The sequence below is a fragment of the Paracoccus sp. (in: a-proteobacteria) genome, assembly GCF_030604785.1.
Lineage (GTDB): Bacteria > Pseudomonadota > Alphaproteobacteria > Rhodobacterales > Rhodobacteraceae > Paracoccus.
Genome location: NZ_JAUVVF010000009.1, coordinates 1 through 26,973, shown reverse-complemented (window position 1 = coordinate 26,973; position 26,973 = coordinate 1). Strand labels below are relative to the sequence as shown.

At 66.3% G+C, this 26,973-nt stretch carries 29 protein-coding genes; 16 read left to right on the top strand and 13 right to left on the bottom strand.

All coding sequences use genetic code 11. The annotated features are described in order from the left end of the window. Positions 1-37 precede the first annotated feature (37 nt). The 3 genes from QAR72_RS04850 (at position 38) to ilvN (ending at position 3,371) form a co-directional block, all read left to right on the top strand. Positions 38-877, top strand: a complete 840-nt coding sequence (locus QAR72_RS04850; RefSeq protein ID WP_304616240.1) for an arginyltransferase — start codon at positions 38-40, stop codon at positions 875-877. Between the two features lie 149 nt (positions 878-1,026). After that, a complete protein-coding gene (locus QAR72_RS04845; protein ID WP_304616239.1) occupies positions 1,027-2,781 on the top strand; it encodes an acetolactate synthase 3 large subunit in 1,755 nt (584 codons plus the stop codon). A gap of 29 nt (positions 2,782-2,810) precedes the next feature. Continuing rightward, positions 2,811-3,371: an acetolactate synthase small subunit gene (gene ilvN / locus QAR72_RS04840; RefSeq protein WP_304616238.1), complete on the top strand. Its 561-nt coding sequence runs from the start codon at positions 2,811-2,813 to the stop codon at positions 3,369-3,371. 17 nt (positions 3,372-3,388) lie between these two features. On the opposite strand, the gene QAR72_RS04835 is transcribed toward ilvN, so the two are convergent. Continuing rightward, positions 3,389-3,748, bottom strand: a complete 360-nt coding sequence (locus QAR72_RS04835; protein WP_304616237.1) for a hypothetical protein — start codon at positions 3,746-3,748, stop codon at positions 3,389-3,391. 269 nt (positions 3,749-4,017) lie between these two features. Then, entirely contained in the window at positions 4,018-4,785 is a 768-nt protein-coding gene (locus QAR72_RS04830) for a M48 family metallopeptidase (RefSeq protein WP_304616236.1), read from the bottom strand. Between the two features lie 144 nt (positions 4,786-4,929). Here QAR72_RS04830 and QAR72_RS04825 point away from each other — a divergent pair, with 144 nt between their 5' ends. From QAR72_RS04825 to QAR72_RS04815, 3 genes are read left to right on the top strand one after another with little or no spacing between them, the layout of a single operon-like run. Then, a complete protein-coding gene (locus QAR72_RS04825) occupies positions 4,930-5,175 on the top strand; it encodes a hypothetical protein (protein ID WP_304616235.1) in 246 nt (81 codons plus the stop codon). 20 nt (positions 5,176-5,195) lie between these two features. Then, positions 5,196-5,768 (top strand): nitroreductase family protein, encoded by a 573-nt coding sequence (locus QAR72_RS04820; protein WP_304616234.1) that lies wholly within the window; start codon positions 5,196-5,198, stop codon positions 5,766-5,768. Then, positions 5,765-6,484 carry an EI24 domain-containing protein gene (locus QAR72_RS04815; RefSeq protein ID WP_304616233.1) on the top strand — a complete coding sequence of 240 codons (720 nt, stop codon included), beginning with the start codon at positions 5,765-5,767 and terminating at the stop codon, positions 6,482-6,484. Before QAR72_RS04820 ends, QAR72_RS04815 begins: the two co-directional genes overlap by 4 nt. Here the strand turns inward: QAR72_RS04815 and QAR72_RS04810 are convergent. Beyond that, entirely contained in the window at positions 6,441-6,710 is a 270-nt protein-coding gene (locus tag QAR72_RS04810; RefSeq protein WP_304616232.1) for a DUF1467 family protein, read from the bottom strand. The genes QAR72_RS04815 and QAR72_RS04810 overlap by 44 nt on opposite strands. Further along, entirely contained in the window at positions 6,710-7,114 is a 405-nt protein-coding gene (gene mce / locus QAR72_RS04805) for a methylmalonyl-CoA epimerase (protein ID WP_304616231.1), read from the bottom strand. The genes QAR72_RS04810 and mce overlap by 1 nt, the downstream gene beginning before the upstream one ends. A gap of 125 nt (positions 7,115-7,239) precedes the next feature. On the opposite strand from mce, the gene QAR72_RS04800 reads away from it, so the two are divergent. After that, the gene (locus tag QAR72_RS04800; protein ID WP_442953553.1) at positions 7,240-7,974 is read left to right on the top strand and encodes a response regulator; all 735 of its coding nucleotides are present in this window, start codon (positions 7,240-7,242) and stop codon (positions 7,972-7,974) included. Positions 7,975-7,977: 3 nt separating this feature from the next. Here the strand turns inward: QAR72_RS04800 and QAR72_RS04795 are convergent, their stop codons facing one another. The 6 genes from QAR72_RS04795 to QAR72_RS04770 all read right to left on the bottom strand — a co-directional run bounded on the left by QAR72_RS04795 (position 7,978) and on the right by QAR72_RS04770 (position 14,479). Beyond that, positions 7,978-8,877 carry a bile acid:sodium symporter family protein gene (locus QAR72_RS04795; RefSeq protein ID WP_304616229.1) on the bottom strand — a complete coding sequence of 300 codons (900 nt, stop codon included), beginning with the start codon at positions 8,875-8,877 and terminating at the stop codon, positions 7,978-7,980. Further along, positions 8,871-10,622, bottom strand: coding sequence for an AMP-binding protein (locus tag QAR72_RS04790; RefSeq protein WP_304616228.1), 1,752 nt, complete (start codon positions 10,620-10,622; stop codon positions 8,871-8,873). The genes QAR72_RS04795 and QAR72_RS04790 overlap by 7 nt, the downstream gene beginning before the upstream one ends. Positions 10,623-10,736: 114 nt before the next feature. Next, complete coding sequence (aspS, locus tag QAR72_RS04785) at positions 10,737-12,512, bottom strand: aspartate--tRNA ligase (protein WP_304616227.1); 1,776 nt, start codon at positions 12,510-12,512, stop codon at positions 10,737-10,739. Between the two features lie 73 nt (positions 12,513-12,585). Beyond that, the gene (locus QAR72_RS04780) at positions 12,586-13,251 is read right to left on the bottom strand and encodes a CPBP family intramembrane glutamic endopeptidase (RefSeq protein ID WP_304616226.1); all 666 of its coding nucleotides are present in this window, start codon (positions 13,249-13,251) and stop codon (positions 12,586-12,588) included. Then, positions 13,224-13,949 carry a glycoside hydrolase family 25 protein gene (locus tag QAR72_RS04775; RefSeq protein ID WP_304616225.1) on the bottom strand — a complete coding sequence of 242 codons (726 nt, stop codon included), beginning with the start codon at positions 13,947-13,949 and terminating at the stop codon, positions 13,224-13,226. The genes QAR72_RS04780 and QAR72_RS04775 overlap by 28 nt, the downstream gene beginning before the upstream one ends. Before the next feature lie 227 nt (positions 13,950-14,176). Continuing rightward, positions 14,177-14,479: a hypothetical protein gene (locus QAR72_RS04770; protein WP_304616224.1), complete on the bottom strand. Its 303-nt coding sequence runs from the start codon at positions 14,477-14,479 to the stop codon at positions 14,177-14,179. Between the two features lie 235 nt (positions 14,480-14,714). Between QAR72_RS04770 and QAR72_RS04765 the strand changes: the two genes are divergently transcribed. Further along, positions 14,715-16,094: a methyl-accepting chemotaxis protein gene (locus QAR72_RS04765; protein WP_304616223.1), complete on the top strand. Its 1,380-nt coding sequence runs from the start codon at positions 14,715-14,717 to the stop codon at positions 16,092-16,094. A gap of 15 nt (positions 16,095-16,109) precedes the next feature. Here the strand turns inward: QAR72_RS04765 and cobT are convergent, their stop codons facing one another. The 3 genes from cobT to cobS are packed head-to-tail and all read right to left on the bottom strand — an operon-like array spanning position 16,110 to position 19,609. Further along, positions 16,110-17,978: a cobaltochelatase subunit CobT gene (cobT, locus tag QAR72_RS04760; RefSeq protein WP_304616222.1), complete on the bottom strand. Its 1,869-nt coding sequence runs from the start codon at positions 17,976-17,978 to the stop codon at positions 16,110-16,112. Positions 17,979-18,029: 51 nt separating this feature from the next. Further along, on the bottom strand, positions 18,030-18,638 hold the full coding sequence (locus tag QAR72_RS04755; RefSeq protein ID WP_304616221.1) for a hypothetical protein: 609 nt from the start codon (positions 18,636-18,638) through the stop codon (positions 18,030-18,032). Then, on the bottom strand, positions 18,638-19,609 hold the full coding sequence (gene cobS / locus QAR72_RS04750; RefSeq protein ID WP_304616220.1) for a cobaltochelatase subunit CobS: 972 nt from the start codon (positions 19,607-19,609) through the stop codon (positions 18,638-18,640). Before cobS ends, QAR72_RS04755 begins: the two co-directional genes overlap by 1 nt. A 130-nt stretch (positions 19,610-19,739) precedes the next feature. Between cobS and QAR72_RS04745 the strand changes: the two genes are divergently transcribed. The 8 genes from QAR72_RS04745 to QAR72_RS04710 all read left to right on the top strand — a co-directional run bounded on the left by QAR72_RS04745 (position 19,740) and on the right by QAR72_RS04710 (position 26,850). Further along, positions 19,740-20,294 (top strand): sigma-70 family RNA polymerase sigma factor, encoded by a 555-nt coding sequence (locus QAR72_RS04745; protein ID WP_304616219.1) that lies wholly within the window; start codon positions 19,740-19,742, stop codon positions 20,292-20,294. Next, entirely contained in the window at positions 20,291-21,010 is a 720-nt protein-coding gene (locus QAR72_RS04740; RefSeq protein WP_304616218.1) for an anti-sigma factor, read from the top strand. The genes QAR72_RS04745 and QAR72_RS04740 overlap by 4 nt, the downstream gene beginning before the upstream one ends. Before the next feature lie 95 nt (positions 21,011-21,105). After that, positions 21,106-21,669 (top strand): fasciclin domain-containing protein, encoded by a 564-nt coding sequence (locus QAR72_RS04735; protein WP_304616217.1) that lies wholly within the window; start codon positions 21,106-21,108, stop codon positions 21,667-21,669. Positions 21,670-21,864: 195 nt separating this feature from the next. Continuing rightward, complete coding sequence (locus QAR72_RS04730) at positions 21,865-22,437, top strand: fasciclin domain-containing protein (protein ID WP_442953552.1); 573 nt, start codon at positions 21,865-21,867, stop codon at positions 22,435-22,437. Positions 22,438-22,706: 269 nt separating this feature from the next. Beyond that, on the top strand, positions 22,707-24,026 hold the full coding sequence (ugpB, locus tag QAR72_RS04725; RefSeq protein ID WP_304616216.1) for a sn-glycerol-3-phosphate ABC transporter substrate-binding protein UgpB: 1,320 nt from the start codon (positions 22,707-22,709) through the stop codon (positions 24,024-24,026). Positions 24,027-24,114: 88 nt separating this feature from the next. Further along, positions 24,115-24,993 (top strand): sn-glycerol-3-phosphate ABC transporter permease UgpA, encoded by an 879-nt coding sequence (gene ugpA, locus QAR72_RS04720; protein WP_304616215.1) that lies wholly within the window; start codon positions 24,115-24,117, stop codon positions 24,991-24,993. Next, positions 24,993-25,841, top strand: a complete 849-nt coding sequence (gene ugpE, locus QAR72_RS04715) for a sn-glycerol-3-phosphate ABC transporter permease UgpE (protein ID WP_304616214.1) — start codon at positions 24,993-24,995, stop codon at positions 25,839-25,841. The genes ugpA and ugpE overlap by 1 nt, the downstream gene beginning before the upstream one ends. Position 25,842: 1 nt before the next feature. Further along, positions 25,843-26,850, top strand: a complete 1,008-nt coding sequence (locus QAR72_RS04710) for a sn-glycerol-3-phosphate import ATP-binding protein UgpC (protein ID WP_304616213.1) — start codon at positions 25,843-25,845, stop codon at positions 26,848-26,850. Positions 26,851-26,973 lie beyond the last annotated feature (123 nt).

Here is a 26,973-nt window from a genome sequence, read left to right as displayed (position 1 = left end):
GCCCCAATGAGATGACCCGCCCCGTGGAGGGGTCTTGATGCGTCATACCCTGCCCCATGCCCCCCAGTTCTACGTCACCGCGCCGCAGCCCTGCCCCTATCTGCATGGCCGCGCCGAACGCAAGCTGTTCACCGCGCTGCAGGGCGAGAATGCGGCCGAACTGAACAACGCCCTGTCGCGGCAGGGTTTCCGGCGATCACAGAACGTGCTCTACCGCCCCAGCTGCGAGACCTGCGTCGCCTGCATGTCGGCGCGCATCCGGGTCGCCGACTTCGCGCCGTCGCGCACGCAGCGGCGGGTGGCGCAGCGCAATGCGCCCCTGCGACGGCTGGCGACCAGTGCCTGGGCCACCGAGGAGCAGTTCGATCTGTTCCGCCGCTATCTGGACAGCCGCCATGCCGATGGTGGCATGGCCGACATGGACATCTTCGAATTCGCCGCGATGATCGAGGAGACGCCGGTCAAGACCCGCGTGATCGAGTATCGCTGCGCGGATTCCGCCCTGCCCTCGGTCGCGTCGGGCGACGATCATCTTGCGGCGGTCTGCCTGACCGACGTGCTGGATGACGGGCTGAGCCTTGTCTACAGCTTCTACGACCCGCAACTGCGCCATGCCAGCCTCGGCACGCATGTCATCCTCGACCATATCGAGATCGCGCGCGCGGCGGGCCTGCCCTATGTCTATCTGGGCTACTGGGTGCCGGGCAGCCGCAAGATGGATTACAAGGCCCGGTTCGGTGCCTTGGAGATCTACAAGAACGGCGCCTGGCAGGATATCGGCAACCCGCAGGATCACGGCGACGAGGCGCATCCCCTGTCGGTCGATCCCATCGTCGAACAGGTGGCCCGGATCGCCCTGCCACAATTCGACCGCTGACAGGCTGCGAAATATAATTTCAATTTCGCGCCCCCCTGCGTCATTTTCTCCACCCAACCCCATTGACCCCGCCTTGGGCCGACCATCGGTTGCGCCGACGCCGGGGCAGCCTGCCCTGCGTCAGAGCGTGATTTGTGATGGAGCAAAAGATGTCCCGAACGATGACGGGTGCAAGAATGGTGGTCGAGGCGCTGCGCGATCAGGGCGTCGATACCGTATTCGGCTATCCGGGCGGGGCCGTGCTACCCATCTATGACGAGATTTTCCAGCAGAACGACATCACCCATGTCTTGGTCCGCCACGAGCAGGGCGCGGTTCACATGGCCGAGGGCTATGCCCGCGCCACCGGCAAGCCGGGCGTCGTTCTGGTCACGTCCGGTCCCGGCGCGACCAATGCCGTGACCGGCCTGACCGATGCGCTGCTGGATTCGATCCCGCTGGTCGTCCTTTCGGGCCAGGTCCCGACCTTCATGATCGGCACCGACGGCTTCCAGGAGGCCGATACGGTCGGCATCACCCGCCCCTGCACCAAGCATAACTGGCTGGTCAAGGACACCGACAAGCTGGCCGAGACGATCCACAAGGCCTTTCACGTCGCCACCTCGGGCCGTCCCGGCCCGGTGCTGATCGACATCCCCAAGGACGTGCAATTCGCGACCGGCAGCTATGTCGGACCGAAGCAGGTCGAGGCCAGCCGCTATCAGCCCGTCAAGAAGGGCGATCTGGGCGCGATCACGCGTCTGGTCGAACTGATCGAACAGGCCGAGCGCCCGATCCTCTACACCGGCGGCGGCGTGATCAATTCGGGCCCCGGCGCCAGCCAGCTTCTGCGCGAACTGGCTGATGCGACGGGCTTTCCGGTCACCTCGACCCTGATGGGTCTGGGCGCCTACCCGGCCTCGGGCAAGGGCTGGCTGGGGATGCTTGGCATGCACGGCCTCTACGAGGCGAACCTGGCGATGCATGGCTGCGACCTGATGATCAATATCGGCGCACGCTTCGACGACCGCATCACGGGCCGGATCGCGGATTTCAGCCCCGGCTCGGTCAAGGCGCATATCGACATCGACCCGTCCTCGATCAACAAGGTCGTTCGCGTGGACGTGCCCATCGTGGGAGATGTCGGCCATGTGCTCGAGGATCTGCTGAAGGTCTGGAAGGCGCGCGGTCGCAAGGTCAATTCCGAGGGTCTGGCCCGCTGGTGGTCGCAGATCGAGCAGTGGCGCGCGAAGAAGTGCCTGAGCTATCGCAACAGCGACACGATCATCAAGCCGCAGCACGCGCTGGAACGCCTTGAGGCGCTGACCAAGAACCACGACCGCTATATCACGACCGAGGTCGGCCAGCACCAGATGTGGGCCGCGCAATATCTGGGCTTCGAGGGACCGAACCGCTGGATGACCTCGGGCGGTCTGGGCACGATGGGCTACGGCCTGCCGGCATCCATCGGCGTGCAGATGGCCCATCCCGACGCGCTGGTCATCAACGTCGCGGGCGATGCCAGCTGGCTGATGAACATGCAGGAGATGGGGACCGCGGTGCAGTTCCGCCTGCCGGTCAAGCAGTTCATCCTGAACAACGAACGCCTTGGCATGGTCCGCCAGTGGCAGCAATTGCTGCATGGCGAGCGATACAGCCAGTCGTGGTCGGACAGCCTGCCCGATTTCGTCAAGCTGGCCGAGGCCTTCGGCTGCAAGGGCGCGCAGGTGCGCGACCCCAAGGACCTTGACGACGCGATCCAGCAGATGATCGACTATGACGGGCCCTTCATCCTCGACGTGCTGGTCGAGAAGCACGAGAACTGCTTCCCGATGATCCCGTCGGGCAAGCCGCATAACGAGATGCTGCTGGGCGAGGCCGAGACGCAGGGCGTGATCGAATCCGAAGGCGCGGTTCTGGTCTGACGACCGGCCCCAGACAAGAAAGCAGAACCATGAACGCTTTGAACATCCAGAAGGGCATGTCCAGCCATTCGGCCTATGACCTGCGCGATCCCAATGCCCAGGTCGAGGAAAGCCACACCCTCGCCGTCATGGTCGAGAACGAGCCGGGCGTCCTGGCCCGCGTGATCGGCCTCTTTTCCGGGCGCGGCTACAACATCGACAGCCTGACCGTGGCCGAGGTCGATCACGAAGGCCACCGCTCGCGCATCACCGTGGTCACGCGCGGCACCCCCGCCGTGATCGAACAGATCAAGGCGCAGCTTGGCCGGATCGTGCCCGTCCACGAGGTTCATGACCTGACGGTCGAAGGACCGGCGGTCGAACGTGAGCTGGGCCTGTTCAAGGTGCGCGGTCAGGGCGAAAAGCGGGTCGAGGCTCTGCGCATCGCCGAAATCTTCCGCGCGAATGTCGTCGATTCGACGCTGGAAAGCTTTGTCTTCGAACTGGTCGGCACGCCGACCAAGCTGGATGCCTTTGCCGATCTGATGCGGCCTCTGGGGCTGGTCGATCTGGCGCGGACGGGCGTCGCGGCCCTGGCGCGCGGCATCTGACGGATCGGGCGGCGGGTTCAGCCCGCCGCGCTTGTCCTCATCCGTGGCATGGACAGGCCGCACGGGACGGCCTGCTTGTGGTCGTCGCGCAGGCTGACCACCCGCAGACGCGATTCGGGCTGTTCCGGCTGGGCCTCGGCCAGCAGACGCGGAAGCTGAGGACAGCTTTGTTCCGACAGCATCGAGACGACCAGCGCGTGACGCAGGTTGCCAATCGTCTGGGTTTCAAGCTCGACCAGATCGCCTGGTTCGGGCCAGCGCCCCTCGGCCTCGACCAGATTGGTGCGGCCCTGAAGATAGGCCAGTGTCGCCTGATCCTCGCACCAGATGATCGCCTTCTCACGCGACGCATTTGCCCAGACGACGACTCCGATCATCCACTATCCTTCCTGCCGCATTCGCTGAACATCGCTGCTGTCAATTCAAATCTGCGCGCTCGCGCATTTAACGGGAAGTAAAGCAGAAATCCGCCGACTTGCCAGCGGTTTTATTTCACGGAAAGAAGTTTTTTTCAGCCTGCGGTTGCCTTGCGACTGAACCGCCACAACCGCGATTTCTCGAGGTAACCCGAGCCCTTGGCGGCCGCAGATCGACTGGGCGCAGCCGCCGCTTCAGCACCGCAAAAGGCCGCGCCCCGCCGCCGTCCTCAGCGGACGCGCCCGGATTGCACGTCGCTGACCGCGCGCGAGACCTGCGCGATGCGCTGCGCCCGCGAGGGGTGCGTGCCCAGGATGTGATTGCCCGGATCGGGGATTCGCTCGAACAGGCGCGCGCCGTTGATCGGGTTGTAGCCTGCATTCAGCGCTATGATCGAGCCGAGGTAATCGGCCTCCAGTTCCCAATCCCGGGAATAATAGCGCGATCCGACCGTGGCCCCGATCTGCTGCGCGCGCTCGACCGCGCCGGCATCGCCGCCATAGGCCGAGGCCAGCGTGCCCAAGACCACCGCCGCCGCCGAAGCCGCGCCCGAGCGCCGGTCGAGATGGTTCAGGATGTGATGCGCGGCCTCGTGGCCCACGACAAAAGCGATCTCGTCTGCATTGCGGGTCTGCGCGATCAGGGAAAGCGTGAAGCCCACGATGGGGCGGCCGTTGCGGTCCACCGTCTGAAAGGCGTTCGGCTCCTGGTTGGGGCGGTCATCGACGACAAAGGTGAAGTCGCAGCTGATCGGCCGGGTCCGCCGGAGCAGGCATTCCTCGCGCACGGTGGGCTCCATCCGGCGCATGACCTGAACGAAGGTGCGGGCAGCGGCGTCCGGCGTGCCCTGATGCGCCGTCGCCGCGGGCGGCAGCGTGACGCGCGTGGCCACGGGCGCGACGACGGGCCCGCCGGGTCCGGGCGCATCCATCGGCATGGGCGCGCAGGCGCCCAGGGCAAGCAGCCCCGCAAGGATCAGCGCCGGAAACCTGTTCAACCTGAGACCCATCGACCTGCCTCGATCCTGCCGTCATTCTTGTTGGTGCAAGCATATCTCGCAGGATCGGTCCGCGCAAACCCCCGGCGCTTGTGCCCGACGCGCAATCACGCGATTGTCGGACGCGCATGACAGGAGGAAGCGATGTTCACCATCGAACATGATTTCGACGCCACCGTGATCACGCTGATCGACGAGGCCGAGCCGAACACCCGCCCCCTGAACGAGGACGTGGTGATCCTGAATTTCGACGACCGGGTCGTCGTCGAACAGATGAGCGAGGATGGCGACGAGGTGGTCCGCATCACCTTCACCATGCACCAGCTGGCCGAACTGCGCGCCGCCCTGAACCTGCCCGAGGGCAATTACCGGCTGGAACGGCCGGCCTGAGTCCGCAAGAGGAAACCAAGATGCAGCACCGCAACGACGCAGCCCTGGCCTTTCTGGCGACCAGGCGTTCGCATCCGCCCAAGCTTCTTGCCGCGCCCGCGCCCGACCGGGACGAAGTGATGCGGATGCTGACCCTCGCCGCCCGCGCCCCTGATCACGGCAAGCTCGAGCCGTGGCGCTTTCTGGTCCTGACGCGACCCGCTCTGGACCGCTTGGCGCCCATCCTGCACAGGGCGGTTCTGGATGCGGGCCAGGACGAAGCCGCCGCCGACAAGGCCGCATCGGCACTGGCATCGCCCCTGATCGTTGCGGTGATCCACAGCCCGGTCGAAAGCCCCAAAGTGCCTGAATGGGAACAGGTCCTGTCAGCCGGCGCGGTCTGTCTGGGTCTGGTCAATGCGGCGCTCGCTTCGGGCTGGGGCGCAAGCTGGCTGACGGGCTTCGCCGCGCTTGACCGCGATTTCGCGCAGGCGCATCTGGGCCTCGCTTCGGCCGAGCGTGTGGCCGGGCTGGTCCATATCGGCACGCGCAAGGACAACCCGCCCGACCGTCCCCGCCCGGATATCGAGGCCAAGACGCGCTGGCTGGAATGATCCGCGCCCTTCATGCTCTGGCGCTTGGCTGGGCGGACCTGCTGCGGCCGGCCACGCTGCGGCTGGTTCTGGCCGGCGCCGCCTTGACCATCGCGCTGTTCATCGGGCTTCAGGCCGCGATCTTCTGGGCGCTGCGGCTGATGGTGCCAGGCGGGTTCTCTCTGCCGTGGCTGGGCGAGGTCCAGATCGGCCCTGTCCTATCATGGGGATCGCTGGCGCTGTTTCCGCTGATGGGCATCTTCGTGATGGCGCCCGTCGCGGCCCTCTTCTCGGGCCTTTTCGCCGAAAATGTCGCCGCCGAGGTCGAGCGGCGGCATTATCCGCTGCGGCAGGGCGTCTCGCTGGATTTCATGGATTCGCTGCTGGAATCGCTGGCGGTGATGGCGGCGGTGCTGGGTGTGGGCCTTGTGGCGCTGCTGCTGACGCCGTTTCTGGGTCCGCTGGCGCCGGCCCTTTTCTACGGCGCGAATGGCTGGCTGCTGGGGCGCGAATTCTTCCAGATGGCGGCGCGTCGCCACCTGTCAGAACCCGAGGCCCGCAGCCTGCGGCGTCGCCATTCCGGCACGATCCTGATCACCGGCGCGCTGGTCGCGGTGGGCCTGACCGTGCCGCTGCTGAACATCGCCCTGCCCCTGCTGGCCGCGGCGGCGTTCACGCATCTTTACCACAGGGTCAGCGGATCAGCTGGTCCAGATGCGAAATATCCGACCGGGTGATGATCTCGCCAAAGATGATGAAGGCGATCACCGCCCAGGTCAGCGAGGTGATCAGCGTGGTCCAGACCAGCTTGCGCCGCCAGGGTACGCCGGCGGGCGCGCCGGCATGGGTGCCGCGCACGATTTCGCCCGCATCGGCCTGGCTGCGCTGGCCGATCGGCATGACGACGAACAGGGTCAGGAACCACAGGGACGCGTAAAGGACGATTCCGCCGGTCAGGCTCATCAGACTTGCTCCAGTTCGATCAGGCAGCCGTTGAAATCCTTGGGATGCAGGAACAGCACCGGTTTGCCGTGCGCGCCGATCTTCGGCTCGCCCGTGCCCAGGACGCGCGCGCCCTCGGCCTTCAGGCGGTCGCGCGCGGCCAGGATGTCGACGACCTCGTAGCAGATATGGTGGATGCCGCCGGCGGGGTTCCGTTCGAGGAAGGCCGCGATGGGGCTGTCGTCGCCCAACGGCGCGACCAGTTCGATCTTGGTGTTCGGCAGGTCGATGAAGACCACGGTGACGCCGTGATCAGGCTCGTCCTGCGGCGGGTGGACCACCGCGCCCAGCGTGTCGCGATATTGCGCCGAGGATGCCGCAAGGTCCGGCACGGCGATGGCCACATGATTCAGGCGTCCGATCATCTTTTCCTCCGTCTGGCGCGCGTTCTACGCCTTTCGTCGCGCGGGGGAAAGAAAAACCGGGTGCGGTTAACCGCGCCTTAGCGATTCGGTCTCTACTGTCGGAAAGCCGTTGAGGGGATCGAACGATGCAGACACATCAGCAGCAAGCAGTCGAAAAGCCCTTGCCCGTGTGGCGCTTATCGCTGCCCAAGCGGCCGTTGACCGGCCTGACCGTCCTTGTGGTCGAGGATTCGCGCTTTGCCAGCGAGGCGGTGCGCCTGCTCTGCCTGCGCTCGGGTGCGCGGATTCGCCGCGCGGATTGCCTGGCCTCGGCGGCGCGGCATCTGCAGACCTACCGCCCTGCCGTGGTGATCGTGGATCTGGGCCTGCCGGATGGCGACGGGGCCGATCTGATCCGCCAGATGGCGCGGGCCGATCACCGCGTGCCGGTGATCCTGGGCATCTCGGGCGACCCTGATGCCGAGGCTGTGGCCCTTGCCGCCGGGGCGGACGGGTTCCTGCCCAAGCCTGTCGAAAGCCTTGCGCGGTTCCAGCAGGCGATACTGTCCGCCATGCCGCCCGAACAGACCGGGCCGGGGCTGCGGCTGCTGCCCGACGACATGATCCAGCCCGACCCTTCGGGCCTGCGCGACGATCTGGCCCATGTGGCCGAGGTGCTGACCCAGGCCCGCGACACGGCCGAGATCGAGTATATCGCCCGCTTTCTGGCCGGCGTCGCGCGTTCGGCCCATGACCGCGCGCTGGAACAGGCCGCGACCGCTTTGGCCCGCGACCACGAGGCAGGGCACGCGGTGGCCGCCGACCTCGCGCGTGTCAGCACGATGGTCCATGACCGCCTGTCCCGCGTGGCTGAGATGTAGGCCTCAGACCCGGATCTTGGCGGCGTCGCGCGCCAGCGCCTCGGCGGTGGCATTGCGGCGATACCACATCGTCACGAAGGACGAGGTGATCACAATGAACAGGCTGTAGAGGACCGGGATGAACAGGACCTCCTGCTGCTGGGTGCCGGTGAAGGTCAGCGTGATCACCAGCGCGGCCAGCGGCCCGTTCTGGATCCCCGTCTCAAGGCTTATGGTCCGCGCGCGGTTGCTGTCCTGCCGCAGCGCGCGCGCCAGCCAGTAGCCCAGCAGCATGCCCGTCAGGCCGATGCCGATGGCGGCGATATAGACCGGCAGGCCCGTGTTCAGCAGCATCTCGTAATTGCGCGGCACCCAGGACCCGATCAGGAACAGGATGACGATCACACCCAGAAGCGAACCCAGCAGCTCGATCGTGGCGCCGGCATTGGCGTTGACCTTGCGCAGCACCATGCCCAGCACCGTGGGCACCAGAAGGACGATCAGCACCTGCGCGATATTGCCGGCGGGAATCACATATTCGCCGGTGACTCCCGCCAGCCCGCTGTAGAAGTTCAGCAGCAGCGGCACCGTCACCACCGCGACCAGGGTCGAGACCGTCGTCATCATGATCGACAGAGCCAGCACGCCTTTGGAGAAATAGGCGAAGATGTTGCTGGTCGTCCCGCCCGGCATGCAGGCGATCAGGATCAGGCCCACCGCCATCGCCGGAGGCAGGCCGAGGATCATCGCCAGGGCGTAGCCCAGAAACGGCATGATGACGTATTGCGACACAAGCCCCACCAGAATGCCCTTGGGCTTGCGGAAAGCGATGAGGAAGTCGCGCCAGGTCATCGACGAGCCCATGCCCAGCATGATGACCATCATCATGATCCCCAGCAGCGTGGTTTCGGTTTCCGTCAGCATGGCGCACCCTTTCCGGCGAATTCACGGGCGATCTCGGCCTTGAGATCCTTGCGGAGGATCTTGCCGATGGGAGATTTGGGCAGCTCGTCGCGGAAGATGATCGAACGCGGCCGCTTGTAATCGGTCAGATGGCTGCGGCAATGCGCGGTGATCTCGGCCTCGGTCAGCTCGGCCGGGTGGTCGGGGTTGCGCACGATATAGGCGCGCACGGCCTCGCCGGTTTTCGCGTCGGGGATGGCGACGACCGCGGATTCGAGCACCCCCTCCATCAAGGACAGCACATCCTCGACCTCGTTGGGATAGACGTTGAAGCCCGAGACCAGCACCAGATCCTTCTTGCGGTCCACGATCCGCAGGAAGCCGCCCTCGTCCATCACCGCGACATCGCCGGTCAGCAGCCAGCCCTCGCGCATGGTCCGCGCGGTCTCGTCGTCGCGCTGCCAGTAGCCGCGCATCACCTGCGGGCCGCGCACGGCAAGCTCGCCCGGCTGGCCCTGCGCGACGGGACGGCCGTCATCGTCCATCAGCACCACGTCGCAGCCCGGCACCGGCAGGCCGATGCTGCCGGGGCGCGCGCGGTCGTCCAGCGGGTTGAAGCTGACCAGAGGCGCGGTTTCGGTCAGCCCGTAGCCTTCGGCCAAAGGCGTCCCGGTCATCGCCTGCCAGCGCCGCGCGACAGCCTGATGCAGGGCCGTGCCGCCTGCAATGGCGGCGCGCAGCCTGCGGGGCGGATAAGCGGCGAACCATTCCTCGTTCATCAGGCCGTTGAAGAGCGTGTTCACCCCGGTGATCCAGGTCACGGGATAATTCTCGATCGCGCGCTGGAGGTTCTGCACCGGACGCGGCGAGGGGATCAGGATGTTGCGCGCGCCCAGTTCGAAAAAGGTCATCAGGTTCGCGGTGAAGGCGAAGATGTGGTAAAGCGGCAGCGCCGTCAGCACGCAATCGTCGCGCGTCATCACCCCGCCCGACACCGCATGGACCTGATCCAGATTGGCCAGGATGTTGCCATGGGTCAGCATCGCGCCCTTGGCCACCCCCGTCGTGCCGCCGGTATATTGCAGCAGCGCCAGATCGTCGCGGCCCGTGCCCTGCCAGTAATCCGCGACCGGGGCGCGATGCGCGCGGCCCGCCTTCAGCGCCGCGCGCAGCCGAAGGGTGCGGACCGGCAGGTCCGGCACGGGCGGCAGGACCCGGTTCCAGTATTTCTGCACCCCCCGCACGATCAGGCGTGGCAGGGACGGGAAGAATTCCGACACGCCCGCCAGGACCACGGTGCCGATATCGGTCTGCGCGATCACCTCGGCCAGCTTGTCGGCGAACATGTCCACGATGACCAGCACCTTGGCGCCGCTGTCGCGAAACTGGTGGATCATCTCGGGCGCGGTATACAGCGGGTTTGTGTTCACCAGAACGCAGCCCGCCTTGAACGTGCCGAAGGCCGCGACCGGATAGGCCAGCCCGTTGGGCAGCTGCACGGCCACGCGGTCGCCCGGCTGCAAGCCGCAATCGATCCGCAGAAAGGCCGCGAAGGCATCCGACATCTCGGCCAGCCTCGCATAGGACAGGCTGCCGTTCATGCCGTTGGGCACGACGCAGGTAAAGGCCGTGCGGGCGGCATTCTGACGGCAGGTCCGGTCGGCCAGATCGGCCAGGCTGCGATAGCGTGGCGCCGGCAGGTCGCGCGGTATGGATGTGCCGTAGGACGCCAGCCACGGCCGTGGCGGCGATGCGTCGTCGTTCATGCTTCCTCCCCGGGACTGTTCTCCGTCCTCGGGAAGGATGTTAAGCGACAAAAGCCTTTTGCGAAAAGCGCTTTGGCAGGGCGCGGACGTTACGGAACCCGCCCTGCCCTGCAATCACTCGCGCGGCAGGACGCGCAGGCGCAGGTCGCGCAGCTGTTCGTTCGTCGGCTCGGACGGGGCGCCCATCATCAGATCCTCGGCGCGCTGGTTCATCGGGAACATGATGACCTCGCGGATGTTCACCTCGTCGGCCAGCAGCATCACGATCCGGTCGATCCCGGCCGCGCAGCCGCCATGCGGGGGCGCGCCATAGCGGAACGCCTTGACCATGCCGCCAAAGCGCTTTTCCACCTCGGAGGCCGGATAGCCCGCCAGTTCGAAGGCCTTGAACATGATCTCGGGCTTGTGGTTGCGGATCGCGCCCGAAATCAGCTCGTAGCCGTTGCACGCCAGGTCGTATTGATAGCCCAGCACCTTGAGCGGATCGCCCGACAGCGCCTCCATCCCGCCCTGCGGCATCGAGAAGGGGTTGTGGCTGAAGTCGATCTTGCCGTCGTCGGTCTTCTCGTACATCGGGAAATCGACGATCCAGGCGAACTTGAACTGGTTCTCGTCGATCAGGCCCAGTTCGCGCCCGATCTCGGTGCGGGCGCGGCCGGCCACCGCCTCAAACTGCTCGGGCTTGCCGCCGAGGAAGAAGGCCGCGTCCCCCTCGCCCAGACCCAGCTGGAGGCGGATCGCCTCGGTCTTCTCGGCGCCCAGAGCCTTGGCGATGGGGCCTGCGGCTTCGGTCGAACCGTCCTCGGCCTTGCGCCAGAAGATGTAGCCCATGCCGGGCAGGCCCTGCGACTGGGCAAAGGCGTTCATGCGGTCGGCGAACTTGCGGCTGCCGCCGGTGGGCGCGGGGATGGCGCGGACCTCGGTGCCTTCCTGCTCCAAGAGCTTGGCGAAGATCGCGAAGCCCGAGCCGCGGAAATGGTCGCTGACGATCTGCATCTCGATCGGGTTGCGCAGGTCCGGCTTGTCGGTGCCGTATTTCAGCAGCGATTCCGCATAGGGGATCAGCGGCCAGTCCGGATCGACGCGACGACCGCCGCCGAATTCCTCGAACAGGCCTTGGATGACCGGCTGGACAGTGGCAAAGACATCCTCCTGCCGGACGAAGGACATCTCCATGTCCAGCTGGTAGAAATCGGTGGGCGAGCGGTCGGCGCGCGGGTCCTCGTCGCGGAAGCAGGGCGCGATCTGGAAATACTTGTCGAAGCCCGCGACCATGATCAGCTGCTTGAACTGCTGCGGGGCCTGCGGCAGCGCGTAGAACTTGCCCGGATGCAGGCGCGAGGGGACAAGGAAGTCGCGCGCCCCTTCGGGCGAGCTGGCCGTGATGATCGGCGTCTGGAATTCGGTGAAACCCTGATCCCACATCCGGTTGCGGATCGAGCGGATTACGCGCGAGCGCAGCATGATGTTGTTGTGCAGGCTCTCGCGGCGCAGGTCGAGGAAGCGATAGGCCAGCCGCGTCTCCTCGGGATAGTCCTGATCGCCGAAGACCGGCAGCGGCAGTTCGTCGGCGGGGCCCAGAACCTCGATCTCGGTCGCGTAGACCTCGATCTCGCCGGTGGGCAGCTTGGGGTTGACCAGCGAAGCATCGCGCAGCTTCACGCGGCCGTCGATGCGGATCACCGTCTCGGAGCGCAGCTTGTCCATCGCGGCAAAGGCCGGGCTGTCGCTGTCGGCCAGAACCTGCGTCATGCCGTAATGGTCGCGCAGATCGACGAACAGCACGCCTCCGTGGTCGCGCACCCGGTGCACCCAGCCCGACAGGCGGACGGTTTCACCGGCATGGGCGGCTTTGAGGTCGCCGCAGGTATGGCTGCGATAGGCGTGCATGATCTTGGTCCCCGTGTTTCCAGCCCCCGCAGAAAACGCGGGACGCGCGGGAAGTCAACCATTGTCGCGGTGCTCAGAACGGGCGCGTGACATTGCCGGTGTAGAAATAGACCCCCATCCCGATCGCGAACAGCAGGTTTCCCGCCACGGCATGCAGGACAAAGGCCGCCGGGAAGCCGTGGCGCAGGTAGGCGCGCGCGAAGATCCAGCCGCCGATGAAGGTCATCACCGCGACGATCCAGGACCAGTACATCAGATGCGCGAAGGCGAAGATCCCGGCGTTCAGCGCGATGGCCCCCTGCCCGTTCGGCAGGATCGCGCCGTAGCGGTGAAAGAACAACGGGCGAAAGACCAGCTCCTGCGGCAGCGCCGACAGAAGAGGATAGAGCAGGAACAGCACCATCAGGAAATCGGGCCGGTTGCGGGGCAGGAACCACAACGCCTCGGGGCGCATCAGCGACAGGATGATCCAGCCCGCCGCCAGCGTGGCCGCGCTGATCCCCGCCAGCTCCAGCCAGGGCATTCGCCGCCAGCCGCGCACCAGCGCACGCCACTGAAAGCCGCCCGTATGCCACAGCAGCGCCATGCCCGCGACGCTGACCAGAGCCAGCGCGGTGAACAGCTGCCCCGGCGGCAGAAACAGCGCAATGACAAGCGGCGCCCCGATATAGAGCGCCGCGAATTCCACCATCAGCCAGCGATGCGCCTGTCTTACCTGACCATGCGTCTCTGCAACCATCTTGCCCAGTCCTGAGCGGAACCGACAAAGGCGTTGATGTCAGTGTCCCCCTGGATGCCGGGGACGATGCCTGTGCCGGTATATTGCCAGAAGGTCCAGCGCTGCCCCGGATAGGTCACGCTGGGGTGATTGGCGACCGAGCGCAGCCAGAATTCGGCATTCATGCGCCCCATGTCGTTCTCGCGGTAGAAATCTACGGTGGTGTAGATGATCGGCCGCTGCCCGTAATGCCGCCCGACGATATCCATGAAGATATTCGCCTCGCGGTGAATCTCGCTGGCCGGGGGACGGCGCGGGCAATTGCGCGAGTTGGTCCATTCAAGGTCCAGCACGGGCGGCAGCGACCCGGCCTCGCGCGGGACATTCTGGATGAACCAGCGCGCCTGCTCCGCCCCCGTGCGGCAGAAGAAATAGAAGTGATACGCCCCCCGCGGGATGCGGGCCTGAGCCGATTGCGCCCAGTAGCGGCGGAAATTTGGGTCGGCATGATCGCCTCCTTCGGTCGCCTTGATGAAGGCGAAGCTGATGCCCGCATTGCGCACCCGCATCCAGTCGATGTCGCCCTGCCAGCGCGACACGTCGATGCCGTGGACCTGATGCACATAGGGCGAACCGCCGCTCCAGGGATGTGGTGCGCGATCGCCAAGGGCTGGGTTGGCGCCCGGTCCGGGCGAGACTTCCATGACCCCGCGTCCCATCTGCGGAGCGCTGGTCCGCGGCGGCGTTCGGGAACACGCCACCGCCACTGCCACAATCACCACCCCAAGCAGCAGCCTGACCAGATGTTTCATCCTGCCCCGTTCCCTCTTGTCCAAGATCATCGCCTGTCCGTGCTTGCCGCACGTTTGTTGCGTTTATCTCAGAGGCCGAGGGCAAAGTCACCGCGCAAAGGCGGTCACGAAACCGTCAGGACCGGACTATCGTGTCACTGCGTCGGGGCGGGCGTGGTCCCCGCGCCTTCCACGCCCATACCGGCGCCCGTGGCGCCATCGGGCGTGACCGCATCCGGGACGACGGGCGGATCGGTTTCCTCTTCCCGGCCCTCGGCCTCGGTCGAGGTCACCTCGGCGGGCGGGGGGGTCGTGGCGATGCCGTCGCCGCCGTCATCCTCGACACCGGGGCGGAACACCATGAAGGCGATCAGCGCCGCCAGCATCGCGATCGCGATGGCGATCAACGCGGGCTTGTGGCGCGATGCGGCCTTGGGCGGTTCGTGGTTATGGGACATCTCTTGCTCGCTATTCACTGGTTCATCCGGGGAACGCGCCGGCGCAGCGCGGGGTTCCGCCCGCGCCTGCGACACGGGCGCGCGGCTGGGCCCCCTCCTTCCGGAAGCGGATAGATGCAATTGGAGACGTCATGTTGACACTGGCATGTGGCTTGCACCCTCCTGCGAGTTGGACAAGAGGGTGGCCCATATGCTTGAACATTCGATCGACGACGCTTTGAGACCATCGCACGTCATGCCTGAACCGGATGGTCAGCTGGACGCGATCGCCGACGCTGCCACGCGGCTGGGGCATGACATCGTGGACGTGACCGGATTCCTGGACTCTGTGCTTGCCGCCGCCAAGGACCAGGCCGCGCGGCTGGACACGGTCAGCGAGGCTTCAGGGCGCCTGTCCTCGGCCGGGCTGTCGATGATCGACCTGTCCGACCGTCTGGGCGGCGACTTCGAATCCCTGTCGGGCACGCTGGAGGGCGCGTCGCGGCAATTGCGCACGGCGATGGGCAGCAGCCAGGACGTGATCGCCTGGGTCGCCGCCTTCGCCTCGCGCCTGGCCGAGATCGACCAGGCCATGGCCGCCGCCCGCAAATCCAACCAGGAGATCCTGCGGATCGCGCGCGAGGTGAACATCCTGGCGATCAATGCCCGGATCGAGGCCGTCCGCGCCGGCTCGGCCGGCAGCGGCTTCGGCATCATCGCCGAGGCGGTCACCAACCTGTCGGGCCAGACCGAAAGCGCCGCGCGCGACGTGACCGAAACGATCCAGTCGCTTGGCGTGATGCTGCGCGACCTTCAGTCGGAAGCCGCGCAGACATCGGAACAGGCCGAAGCCAGCCTGACCCAGACCCGCGAGGCCGAAACGGCTCTTGGCGTCGTGTCTCAATCCAGCGGCATCATCGGCAGCCACCTGCAAGAGATGCGCGACAGCGCGGGCCGGATGCGCCACGAGGTCGACGCGTTCGGCCCCGTCTTTGACGCGCTTGGCAATTCGGTCCGGCACCAGACCGGAACGGTGGACGAGGCGCGCGGACGGGTCGGCAAGCTGATCTCGCAAAGCGAGGGGCTGATCCAGACCGCCTATGCGCTTGGCGGACGAACCGACGACGCGCGCCAGATCAACGATGTGCAGAAGCGCGCGCGCGCCCTGTCCGAGGCGCTGGAAGGCGCCATCGACCGGGGCGAGATCTCGACCGATGCGCTGTTCGACATGCGCTATCAGCCGATCCCCGGCACGAACCCGCCGCAGGTCATGGCGGCGTTCACGACCCTGACCGACCGCCTGTTCCCCCCCATCCAGGAAGAGGCGCTGGTTGCCAATCCCGGCGCGATCTTTTGTGCGGCGGTCGATCGCAACGGCTATCTGCCGACCCATAACCGCCGGTTCTCGCAGCCGCAGGGGCGCGATCCGGTCTGGAACATGGCCAATTGCCGCAACCGCCGCATCTTTGACGATCGCGTGGGTCTGGGGGCCGGGCGTTCGACCGCCCCCTTCCTGATGCAGGTCTATCGCCGCGACATGGGCGGCGGGCAATTCGCGATGATGAAGGACGTGTCGGCGCCCATCGTGGTGCATGGCCGGCACTGGGGCGGCCTGCGACTGGCCTATGCGTTCTGAACGTGCTGCGGCGGGTCAACCCCGCCGCTGCGACCCCATGCCCAGCACCCGCGCGCGCTTGCGCGGGTCGCTGTCGAACAGGGCGGCAAGCTGTTCGGTGATCGCGCCGGCCAGTTGTTCGGCATCGGTGATCGTGACCGCGCGCTGGTAATAGCGCGTCACGTCATGGCCGATGCCGATGGCCAGCAATTCCACCGCGCGCTTCCTTTCCACCATCGCGATCACGTCGCGCAGATGACGCTCCAGAAAGTTCGCGGGGTTCACCGATAGCGTGCTGTCATCGACCGGCGCGCCGTCCGAGATCACCATCAGGATCTTGCGCGCCTCGGGCCGTTTCAGCAGGCGCTTATGCGCCCATTCCAGCGCTTCGCCGTCGATGTTTTCCTTCAGCAGGCCCTCTTTCATCATCAGGCCAAGATTGGGCCGCACCCGCCGCCAGGGCGCGTCGGCGGGCTTGTAGATGATGTGGCGCAAGTCGTTCAGGCGGCCCGGCTGCGCGGGACGGCCACCGGCCAGCCAGGCCTCGCGCGATTGCCCGCCCTTCCAGGCGCGGGTGGTGAAGCCCAGGATCTCGACCTTGACGCTGCAGCGTTCCAGCGTGCGCGCCAGGACATCGGCGCAGATCGCGGCAATGCTGATGGGCCGCCCGCGCATCGAGCCGGAATTGTCGATCAACAGCGTGACGACCGTGTCGCGGAACTCGGTGTCCTTCTCGACCTTGAAGGACAGGGGCGTGGTCGGGTTCGCGACGACGCGCGCCAGACGGCCCGCATCCAGAACGCCCTCTTCCTTGTCGAATTCCCAGCTGCGGTTCTGCTGCGCCTGAAGACGGCGCTGCAGCTTGTTGGCCAGCCGCGAGACCGCGCCGCGCAGGGGATCAAGCTGCTTGTCCAGATAGGCGCGCAGGCGTTCCAGCTCGGCCGGGTCGGCCAGATCCTCGGCGCGGATCTCCTCGTCCCAGGTCTGGGCAAAGACCTTGTAATCGGCGCTGGCCTCGCTGACCGGAGGCGGCAGGTCGGGCGGGGTCTCGGCCTCGGGCATCTCGGCCTCGTCGCCCATCTCCTCGTCCGAGGAATCGTCCATGCTGACCTGGGCCTGACGCTCGTCCTGGGTCTGTTCCTGACTGCGTTCGGGGCTGGCCTCGGCCTCGTCGCTGTCATCCTGGTCGCGCGCCTGGTTGTCGCCGGCTTCTTCCTCCTCCTCCGAGGAATCCTCGCCGTCATCTTCCTGCGGCTGGTCCGGGTCCTCGCCCAGCTGGTCGCCATAGCCCAGGTCGCTGATGATCCGGCGGGCCAGACGCGCAAAGGACGACTGGTCGGCAAGCGCCGCATCCACATCGGCCAGCGCACCGCCTGCCTGTTCCTCGATGAAGGGGCGCCACAGATCGGCCACATGCTGTGCACCGGGCGGCAGGGCGCGGCCCGTGGCGGCCTGCCGCAGCACGTAGCCAGCCGCCACCGACAAGGGCGCGTCGGCGGGAGACTTGATCTGGGAATAGCCCTTCTTGTCGGCATCCGCGCCGATCCGCACGTCGATATTGGACAGCGCACCCGGCATGTCGCGCGCCCCGAGCGCCTCGCAGCGGGCGGTTTCCAGCGCCTCGTAGATCTCGCGCGCCATGGGGCCTGCGGGGGCATAGCGCGCATGGGTCGCTGCGTCGTGATGGCGCATCCGCATCGCCAGCGCATCGGCGGTGCCGCGCGCCAGCAGCACCTCGTCGCGCGACATCCGCCGGCTGACCAGAGGCAGACGCATCGTGTCGCCCGTCACCCCGGCCGGGTCGGCACTGAAGGTCACGTTCAGCTCGCCCTCGCCCGACAGGGCGCGGGTGGCCTCGGTCAGGGCCTTCTTGAAGGGATCGGCGGGATTGTCGGATTTCGTCATGACCAAGATAGACCACCACCGGCGCGCGCAGGCAAGGGGGCGCGGCTGCGCCTAGTCGCCACTGTCGAAGCGGCAGAATTCCGGCGCCTCGCCCCCGCGCGCCGCCCATTCGGCAGGCGTCACGCGTAGCGCCTCGCGCCCGCTCAGCGTCACGTCATCGGAGTCCGGCCCGCCCGAGACGGATTCCCACCGCCCCGACAGAAGGTTCCAGTCGCAGCGCCCCGAAAAGGCGGTGATCCGGTCCCACGAGGTCAGCGTATAGCCCGCCACCAGGATCTGGCCGTCGCGTTCGGCAAGGGTCAGCGTTTCCTCCCAGGCGTGGCGGCCGATGGCCGTCTGTTGCGACTGCACACGCAGGCTGCCATTCGGCGCAAGTTCGAGAAACGGCCCCTGCCCCGCCATCTGCCCGGCCCAGACCAGGCCACGCGCCACGACGACCGCCTGGCCTGCCGCTTCGTCAGGATGGCCCGCAAGGATGACCAGATCGGCCAGCCCCTCGGCCTCGTCCGCCAGAAGGATGGCGCGTTCCTCGCCGATATGGGCGTCCGAGATCTCGACCGGAACGGCCGAGAGGACGCGCGGCAGGATCGCCGCCTCGTCATCGCCAAGCTGGGCCAGCGCCGGCCCCGCCATCAGCGCAAGGGCCAGCGCCGCGCGCATCACAGCGCCTTGGCGGCCGCGCTTTCGGGCAGCTCTTCGTCGAACAGGCGCTGGTAGAACTCGGCCACTGTCTGACGCTCCAGTTCGTCGCACTTGTTGAGGAAGGTCAGCCGGAACGCATAGCCCACATTGTTGAAGATGCGCGCGTTCTGCGCCCAGGCGATGACCGTGCGCGGTGACATGACGGTGGACAGGTCGCCCTGCATGAAGGCGGTGCGCGTCAGATCGGCCAAGGTCACCATCTGGCCGATCGTCTTGCGGCCCTTCTCGTTGTTGTATTGCGGCACCTTGGCGAGGACGATGGCGGCCTCGGCGTCGTGGCTGAGGTAGTTCAGCGTCGCGACCAGCGACCAGCGGTCCATCTGGCCTTGGTTGATCTGCTGCGTGCCGTGGTAAAGGCCCGTGGTGTCGCCGAGGCCCACGGTGTTGGCCGTCGCGAACAGGCGGAAATAGGGGTTCGGCGTGATGACCTCGTTCTGGTCCAGAAGGGTCAGCTTGCCGTCGGTCTCGAGCACGCGCTGGATCACGAACATCACGTCGGCGCGGCCCGCATCGTATTCGTCAAAGACAATGGCGGTGGGGTTGCGCAGCGCCCAGGGCAGGATGCCCTCGTGGAAGACCGTCACCTGCTTGCCGTCCACCAGCTTGATCGCGTCCTTGCCGATCAGGTCGATCCGACTGACATGGCTGTCCAGGTTCACCCGCACGCAGGGCCAGTTGAGGCGCGCGGCGACCTGTTCGATATGCGTGGACTTGCCGGTGCCGTGATAGCCCTGGATCATCACGCGCCGATTGTAGGCAAAGCCCGCCAGGATCGCCATCGTCGTGTCGGGGTCGAACTTGTAGGTGCTGTCGATCTCGGGCACGCGCTCGCTGCGTTCGGCGAAGCCCTTGACCTTCATGTCGCTGTCCAGACCGAACACCTCGCGCAGGTCGATCTCTTCGGTGGGTTTGGCGTTCATGTCCAGCATCGGTCCGGCCCTTTCCTGCATGTCGGCGCATTGATCGCGCATTCCCGCCGAAGGCGCAAGGAGGCCGCGTTGACGCGCCATGCCCCCTTTCATAAGGTGGCGCGACTTTGCACAACAGGACGGACCGCCCGTGACAGACGTTCGCCGCACCGAACTGGAACAGCTGATCGCCCGCGTGGCTCTGGGGGACCGCGATGCCTTCGACCAGCTTTACGAGGCGACCTCGGCCAAGCTTCACGCCATCTGCCTGTCGGTCCTGAAGGACCGCCCCGAGGCCGAGGAAACGCTGCAGGAGGTCTATATACGCATCTGGCAGAACGCCTCGCGCTATGCCTCGAACGGGCTGTCGCCGATGACATGGCTGATCACCATCGCGCGCAACCGTTCCATCGACCGGCTGCGGGCGCGCAGTTCGCGCCCCGCCACCGCCCCCGCCGAGGCGGCCGAGACCATGCCCAGCGACGCGCCCGGCCCGGAACACGCCGCCATCCGCGCGCAGGAACGGCGGATGCTGGACGAATGCCTGGCCCAGCTTGCCGCGCCGCAGGCCCATGCCGTGCGGGCCGTCTATCTTGAGGGCGTCACCTATGCCGATCTGGCCGAACGCGAAGGGATGCCGATCAATACCGTGCGAAGCTGGCTGCGCCGCAGCCTGCTGCGCCTGAAGGATTGTGTAAGCCAATGACCGAGGATCTTCCCCTCACGCCCGACGAACAGGATCAGGCGCTGGCCGCCGAGCTGGCGCTTGGGCTGCTGTCCGGCCCCGAGGCCGAGGCCGCCGTGGCCCGCCTGTCGACCGACCCGGCCTTTGCCCAGCAGGTGCGCGACTGGCAGGAACGGCTGGCCGCGATGGCCGAAAGCCTGACGCCCGTCATGGCCCCCGCCCGCGCCCGGCAGGGCATCCGTGAACGCCTGGGACACACCGCCGCGCCGCTGTCCGAGGATCCGACGGCTCGCAGCGGCTGGTGGCGCGGCCCCTGGGCGGTGCTGGGCGGGCTGCTGGCCGTCGCCGTGCTGGCCGCGATCCTGGTGCTGCCCGGCCTGCCCGGACGCGAGGCCCCGGCGCCTGCCGGTCCCGATTATCGCGCCGAACTGGTTTCCGAGGATCAGGCGCTACGGGTCGCTGCCCTGGTCGAGGGCCGCGAGATGGAGATCGCGCTGGAAAGCGGCCCTGCTGCCGCCGGCCGCGATTACGAGATCTGGTGGATCGAGCCGGACGGATCCGCGCCGATCTCGATCGGCCTCGTCCCGCGCGAGGGCAATCTGCGCATGACCCTACCCGAGGGGCTGGACCCTTCCGACGCGATCCGCATCGCGCTGTCGGACGAACCCGAGGGCGGCTCGCCCACCGGGCAGGCGACCGGCCCGGTCGTCGCCATCGCGCCGCTCACGTCATCGTGATCAACTGAACCGGGGCGCGGGCAACTTGGCCGCGCCCGCTCCGTGGCTGGGCTCAGAGGGTGCGAACGGCACCCCGCCAACGGAGGAAAATCACCATGCGTCACGCATCCCTGAAACTCGGCGCCCTGCTTGCCGCCAGCATCGCGCTGGCCGTGCCCGCCATCGCGCAGAACCGCATCGTCGGCGGCGCCGAGATGTTTCCGAACCGCAACATCGTCGAGAACGCGCTGAACTCGGCCGACCACACCACGCTGGTCGCCGCCGTGCAGGCCGCCGGTCTGGCCGAGACCCTGACCGGCCCCGGCCCCTTCACCGTCTTTGCGCCGACCAACGCGGCCTTCGCCAAGCTGCCCGCCGGCACGGTCGAGGATCTGCTGAAGCCCGAGAACCTGGCCACGCTGCAGACGATCCTGACCTGCCACGTCGTTCCGACCGAGGCGTTCTCGCCGGCAGTGGGCCGCATGATCATGCGCGGCGGCGGCAGCGCCGAATTGCAGACGGTGGGCGGCTGCACGCTGACCGCCTCGATCCGCGATACTGACAATGCGCTGCTGATCTCGGACGAGAACGGCACGACGGCGGTCGTGAACATCCCGGATGTGGACCAGTCCAACGGCGTCATCCACGTGATCGACACGGTGCTGCTGCCCGCCTCTTAACAGCCGCCCTCGTTGCGGCATCCCGACCCGCCTCGGCCAAAGGCCGGGGCGGGTCTTTTCATGGCGCTGCCCCCGCCGCGCGATCACGGCGATGTCAGACCGAGTTGATCGACCACCGGCAACTTCGCCGTGCCCCTCTCGTGAATAAGGGCATCGGGCGACCGGATCGCCCGCCACCATAAACTGGAGGATATCATGACCAACCGCTTCAAGACCCTCGGTGCCTCGATCCTTGCAACCAGCATGATGGTGGCCCTGCCGGCCATGGCTGACAATCACGCCAATCCGATGGTCGGCGGCGCCGAGATGCTTGCGGACCGCAACATCGTCGAGAATGCCGTGAACTCCGCCGATCACACCACGCTGGTCGCCGCCGTGCAGGCCGCCGGCCTGGTCGATACGCTGGCCGGCGAAGGGCCGTTCACCGTCTTCGCGCCCGTCAACGCCGCCTTCGAGGCGCTGCCCGACGGCACCGTAGAGACGCTGCTGCAGCCCGAGAACCTGGAACAGCTTCAGACCATCCTGACCTGCCATGTCGTCGCCGGTGACGTGCATGCCGCCCAGGTGGCCGAACTGATCGAGGCCGGCGGCGGCGAGGCCGCGCTGGAAACGGTGGGCGGCTGCACCCTGACCGCTTCGGTCGCCGAGGACGGCTCGGTCCAGATCACCGACGAGAACGGCAATGCCGCCACCGTCACCATCGCCGATGTGGACCAGTCGAACGGCGTCATCCACGTCATCGACGCGGTGCTGCTGCCCGCCTCGTAAGGCGCAACCCGTCCCCTGCCACCCGCCCCAAGGGGCGGCGGCTCTGGCCCGCATCCCTCGTGGATGCGGGCTTTTTTGCGATTTGACGGATGGTTTTGTTCGCATTCGCAGAAAATTGCACCTCTTCAGAAAACTTGCGCGCAGGAACGAAAAATATTGACCGCCCAGTCTGAATTTTACATGACTGTTACATTGGCTTTGCGTGACCGTCACAGGGCGCCGATAGGCGGAGCGCGTCACGCAACCCCAAAGGGGAGGAATGAGGGAACATGATCCGTTACAGCACAATATCGGCTATCGCGCTGATCGCCTCGCTCGGGGCCGCGAAGGCCCAGACGACCGTCGAGTGGTGGCATGCCATGGGCGGCGAGCTTGGCGCGAAACTTGAGCAGGTCGCGCAGAACTTCAACGACAGCCAGGACGAGTTCCGCGTCATGCCCTCCTACAAGGGCACCTATCCCGAGACGATGACCGCGGCCATCGCCGCGTTCCGCGCCAACCAGCAGCCCGCCATCGTGCAGGTCTTCGAGGTCGGTACCGGCACGATGATGGCGGCCGAGGGCGCGATCGTTCCCGTCTACCAGCTGATGGAGGAGCATGGCGAGGAATTCGATCCCTCGATCTTCCTGCCGCAGGTCGTGGGCTATTACACCGACACGAACGGCAACATGCTGTCGATGCCGTTCAACAGCTCGACCCCGATCCTCTATTACAACAAGACCGTCTTCGAGGCGGCCGGCCTTGACCCCGAACAGCCCCCCCGGACCTGGCAGGAGCTGGAGCAGATGAGCCGCCAGATCATGGAATCCGGCGCGGCGCCCTGCGGCTTTACCAGCCAGTGGATCAGCTGGATCCAGACCGAGAATTTCAGCGCCTGGCACAACCAGCCCATTGGCACCGGCGAGAACGGCTTTGCCGGTCTGGATTCGCGCCTGACCCTGAACGGCGAGGCGCAGGTGCGCCACTGGGGCAACCTGAAGCAATGGGCCGACGAGGGCCTGTTCCGCTATGGCGGCCCGGTGGGCGGCGACAACGCGCCTCCGGCGTTCTATGCGCAGGAATGCGCGATCTACATGGCCAGCTCGGCCGCCCGCGCGGGCGTGATCGCCAACACGGAAGCCTTCGATCTGGGCTTCGGGATGCTGCCCTATTACGATGATATCGAGGGCGCGCCGCAGAACTCGATCATCGGCGGCGCCACCTTGTGGGTGCTGTCGGGCAAGTCGGATGACGAATACCGCGCCGTCGCGGCCTTCTTCGACTATCTGACCCAGCCCGAGGTCCAGGCCGACTGGGCCGAGCCGACCGGCTATCTGCCGATCACCCAGGCCGCCTATGACCTGTCGACCGAGCGGGGCTTCTACGCCAACAATCCCGGCGCCGAAACCTCGATCCAGCAGATCACGCTGAACGAGCCGACCGAGAATTCCAAGGGCCTGCGCTTTGGCAATTACGTCCAGATCCGCGGCATCATCGACGAGGAATTCGAACAGATGCTGTCGGGCGCCAAGGATGCCCAGGCCGCGCTGGACTCGGTCGTGGCGCGCGGCAACGACCTGATCGAACAGTTCCAGGCGCAGAACCAGTAATCTGCCCAGAACGATCGCAGGGGCCGCGCGACACCGCGCGGCCCCTGTTGGCACCTTTCCCCGATCCGCATGAAGGTCCGTCACCCGGATGAAGCGCACGATATTCAACAGCCAGCTTCTGCCCTGGCTTCTGCTGGCCCCGCAGCTGGCCATCACCTTTGTCTTCTTCCTGTGGCCCGCCGCCCAGGCCATCCGGCAGAGCTTTCTGCGCCAGGACGCCTTCGGCATCCGCACGACCTTTGTCGGATTCGAGAACTTTCAGAGGCTGCTGAACAGCCCCGAATACCTGAACTCGCTTCAGGTGACGGCTGTCTTCGCGGTCTCGGTGACGCTGCTGTCGATGGGCTTCGCACTGCTTCTGGCGGTGGCGGTGGACCGGATGATCCGCTCGTCGCGCATCTACACGACCGCGCTGGTCTGGCCCTATGCGGTGGCGCCTGCGGTGGCGGGCATCCTGTGGTGGTTCATCTTCAACCCGACCGTGGGGATCATGCCCTACATGCTGGGCCAGCTGGGCTATAACTGGAACCATATCAGCAATCCGGGCGATGCCATGACGCTGGTCGTCATCGCCAGCGCCTGGAAGCAGATCAGCTACAACTTCCTGTTCTTCCTGGCCGGTCTGCAGGCGATCCCGAACAGCCTGCGCGAGGCCGCCGCCATCGACGGCGCGGGCCCGGTGCGGCGCTTCTTCGACATCACCTTTCCGCTGCTGTCGCCCACGACGTTCTTCCTGCTGGTCGTCAACATCGTCTATGCGATGTTCGACACCTTCGCCGTGATCGACACGACGACGCGCGGCGGCCCTGCCCAGGCCACGAACATCCTGGTCTACAAGGTCTATTTCGACGGCTTCGTCGGCCAGAACATGGGCTCTTCCGCGGCGCAATCCGTGTTCCTGATGCTGATCGTGACGGTGCTGACCGTGATCCAGTTCCGCTTCATCGAGAAGAAGGTGGCCTATTGATGATCGAGAACCGCCCCGGCCTTCACCTGGCCGCCCATCTTCTGCTGATCTTCGGCGTCTGCGTCGTCGCGCTGCCGGTCTGGGTGGCCTTTGTCGCCTCGACCCATGGGCCGACGGCCTTCATGTCGGGCACGATCCCGATGTGGCCCGGCCCGCATCTGGTCGAGAATTACAGCCGCATGCTGGATAGCGGCCTGTCGACCAGCGGCACGCCTGCGGTCGGGCACATGATGCTGAACAGCCTCATCATGGCCATGTGCATCGCGGTCGGAAAGATCGTGATCTCGGTCACGTCGGCCTTTGCCATCGTCTATTTCCGCTTTCCCTTCCGGGGTCTGGCCTTCTGGTGCATCTTCGTCACGCTGATGCTGCCGGTCGAGGTGCGGATCGTGCCGACCTTCCAGGTCGTCGCCGATCTGGGGATGCTGAACAGCTATGCGGGCCTGACGATCCCCCTGATCGCATCGGCCACGGCCACGTTCCTGTTCCGGCAGGTCTTCCTGACCATCCCGGACGAGCTGACCGAGGCCGCCCGCATCGACGGCGCGGGTCCGATGAAGTTCTTCCGCGACATCCTGCTGCCCCTGTCGCGCACCAATATCGCCGCGCTTTTCGTGATCCTGTTCATCTATGGCTGGAACCAGTATCTCTGGCCGCTGCTGATCACGACCAGTGCGGATTACTACACCATCGTTGCCGGCATCCGCCGCATGGCTGACGCCGTGGACGGTCTGCCGCAATGGCATCTTGTCATGGCGACAGCCATGCTGGCGATGATCCCGCCCGTTCTGGTGGTGATCTTCATGCAGCGCCTGTTCGTCAAAGGTCTTGTCGAGACGGAGAAATAACGTGGCGTCCATCACCCTTCACAATCTGGGCAAGCTTTATCCCGGCGGCAGCCGCGCGGTGGGCGACGTCAATCTGGACATCGCCGACGGCGAATTCATCGTGCTGGTCGGCCCCTCGGGCTGCGGCAAGTCCACGCTTCTGCGCATGGTCGCGGGCCTCGAGGAGATCTCCGAGGGCGAGGTCCGCATCGGCGACCGCGTCGTGAACAAGCTGGAGCCGGCCGAACGCGACATCGCGATGGTGTTCCAGAACTACGCGCTTTATCCGCACATGTCGGTGCGCCAGAACCTGGCCTATGGCCTGAAGAACCGCGGCACCCCCAAGGCCGAAATCGAGCGCCGCGTAAACGAGGCCGCCGAGATCCTCCAGATCGGCCCGTTCCTCGACCGCAAGCCTCGCGCCCTGTCGGGCGGTCAGCGCCAGCGCGTCGCGATGGGCCGCGCCATCGTGCGCGAACCGGCGGCGTTCCTGTTCGACGAGCCGCTGTCGAACCTTGACGCGAAGCTGCGTGTCGCCATGCGGCTCGAGATCAAGCAGCTGCAGAAGCGTCTGGCCACGACCTCGATCTATGTGACGCATGACCAGCTCGAGGCGATGACCCTAGCCGACCGGCTGGTCGTGCTGAACGGCGGCAAGGTCGAACAGATCGGCACGCCGCTGGACGTCTATCGCCGCCCGGCCTCGGCCTTCGTGGCGGGCTTCATCGGCAGCCCGGCGATGAACCTGATCGACAGCCGCGCCGTGCCGCATCTGCCGGGCACCGCCCATGCGGGCATGGTCGGCATCCGCCCCGAGGATCTGACCCTTGCGCCGGACGGCCCCATCGAGATGCAGGTCTTGGCCATCGAGGAGCTGGGCGCGCAGCGTCTGGTCCATGGCACGACCGGCGGCGAGAAGCTGACCATCGCGCTGCCGCCGGAAGGGTCGATCCCCGACAGCCTGCGCCTGTCCTATCGCCCGGACGCGCTGCACCTGTTCGATCGGGAAACCGGCAAGCGCATCAACTGATACCAGAGGCGCGAGGCTTTGACTCGGCGGGCGATTCCCATTTCAGCGAGGGTGTGATTCACTCCTTTCGAGGCGGGGAGGATCATCATGGCCATTGAGATCACGCGGACAGAGCTTTCAGCG